Origin of the sequence: Actibacterium sp. (assembly GCF_041584535.1) — a bacterium.
Taxonomy (GTDB): domain Bacteria; phylum Pseudomonadota; class Alphaproteobacteria; order Rhodobacterales; family Rhodobacteraceae; genus Actibacterium_D.
Genome location: NZ_JBFHDW010000398.1, coordinates 1 through 1,880 on the forward strand (window position 1 = coordinate 1; position 1,880 = coordinate 1,880).

Below are 1,880 nucleotides of genomic sequence, written 5' to 3' on the forward strand. Positions count from 1 at the left end.
AAGGAGGGTGCCTCTTGAGGTATCTGGAAGACTTCTCGCCGGGCCAAGTCTATCGCTTTCGCAGCGCTCCGATGAGCGCGGATTCAATAAAGGCCTTTGCCAAGGAATGGGATCCGCAGCGGCTGCACACCGATGAAGACTATGCAACCGCCATACATGGCAGCCTGATCGCCTCGGGCTTTCAGACCATGCTTGAGGTGTTCAAGCCGGTCATGACCGAGATGATGGTCGATGTTGCCAATATCGGCGGCATGGGCTTTGACAATTTGCGCTGGCTGCGGCCTGTGCACCCGAACGAACCCCTTGATGTCGAACTGACGGTCAACTCGGTCACACCGTCAAAAAGCAAGCCCGACAGAGGTGTTTTGCACTATACGCTCAGCGCCAGAAACCCCGAGGGCGAGGTCGTTTTTTCGACCGACACCCCCGTGATGATCCAGCGAAAACAAAATGACACAAACTGATATCCTTTCCAGCGAACAAGAAGACCTTCGCCTGTTGCGCGAGAGCGTGCGCACGTTGTTTGAACGGGCGGGCGGAAGTGACAGAGCCCGACAACTCCGTGATGCCGGGGGCGGTTTCGATCCGGAGATGGTCCGGGAACTGGCCGAGGCCGGTGTTTTCGGCGTGGCGGTGCCCGAAGATCAGGGCGGGCTTGGCATGGGCCTAGCCGCCGGGGGTGTCATCGCCGAGGAAGTCGGCCGTGTGATTGCCCCGGAACCGGTCGTGTCGACGATCGGTCTGAGCCTCGGCCTTCTGCGCCGCCTTTGTCCGGATCATCCGAAGATGGCACAGCTCATCGGCGGCGAAATTTCATTGGCGGTTGCCTGGCAGGAACGCGGCCCCGACGGGGCGCCTGCCGATGCGACCTGCCGATACGCGGACGGAAAGCTGACCGGTGGCAAGGCCTGGGTCGTCGGTGCGATCGGTTCGCACGGGTTCCTTGTCGTGGCCGAACAGGATGATGGTCCGGTTCTGGTTCTGGCTGAGGCAGACGCGCAGGGGCTTGTCATCGACAAGCGGACGCAGGCGGATGGCAGCTCTCTGGGCGAGCTTTCGTTTTCGGGAACTCCGGCCGCGGAATTGGCCAGCAGCGGTGCGGTTCTCACTGCACTGGCCGAGGCTGTCGCCGATGCAACGGCGCTTGCCGCGGCCGAGCTTGTCGGCCTGAGCGAGCGCGCCTTCGAGATCACGCTCGACTACATCAAGACGCGGGAGCAGTTCGACAAGCCGATCGGATCATTCCAGGTCATCCAGCACCGTGCCGTCGACCTCAACGTGATGTGCGAGGTCGCGCAGGCCGGAGTGCGGGAGGCGCTTGCGCAGATGGACAGCGAAACCGATCCGAAGGTTCGGGCCCCGATTGCCAGCCGCGCCAAAGCGCGCGCCGTCACGGCCGCCAAGAAAATCACCCGCGACGCCATCCAGCTGCACGGGGCCGTCGGGTACACGGATGAGTTCGATATCGGGCTCTACCTGAACCGGGCGCTGGTGCTGTCGGCCTGGTTGGGCGACGATGCCTATCACAGGCGGATATGGTTCGAGGCACGCGAAGCAGAGGGGGCAGCACAATGACCGACTGGAACGCTATGACCGATGCAGAGTTCCGCAAAGAAGTGCGCCAGTTCTTCGAGGCGGAATATCCCGAGGAGCTGCGTCACCTGCCGCACCGACCGAAGTTCGCCGAGATCGAACATTGGCACCGCAAGCTTCACGCCAAGGGCTGGGTCGCGCCAGCCTGGCCCGCTGAATTCGGCGGTATGGGGCTGAACGCCGCCAAGTTGCTGATCTTTTACGAAGAGCAGCAGCGCTGGGGCGTCAATCGCGGCCGCGACATGGGCGTGCAGATGGTCGGGCCGCTGATCATCAAATTCGGCACC

At 62.4% G+C, this 1,880-nt stretch carries 3 protein-coding genes; all 3 read left to right on the forward strand.

The window, feature by feature from the left end:
• Positions 1 to 14: 14 nt before the first annotated feature.
• Positions 15 to 464, forward strand: coding sequence for a MaoC family dehydratase (locus ABYW26_RS14065; RefSeq protein ID WP_136340184.1), 450 nt, complete (start codon positions 15 to 17; stop codon positions 462 to 464).
• Positions 451 to 1,575 carry an acyl-CoA dehydrogenase family protein gene (locus tag ABYW26_RS14070; protein WP_142494375.1) on the forward strand — a complete coding sequence of 375 codons (1,125 nt, stop codon included), beginning with the start codon at positions 451 to 453 and terminating at the stop codon, positions 1,573 to 1,575. The genes ABYW26_RS14065 and ABYW26_RS14070 overlap by 14 nt, the downstream gene beginning before the upstream one ends.
• On the forward strand, positions 1,572 to 1,880 hold a 309-nt coding region (locus ABYW26_RS14075), incomplete at its 3' end, for an acyl-CoA dehydrogenase family protein (protein ID WP_372605545.1). The genes ABYW26_RS14070 and ABYW26_RS14075, both read left to right, overlap by 4 nt.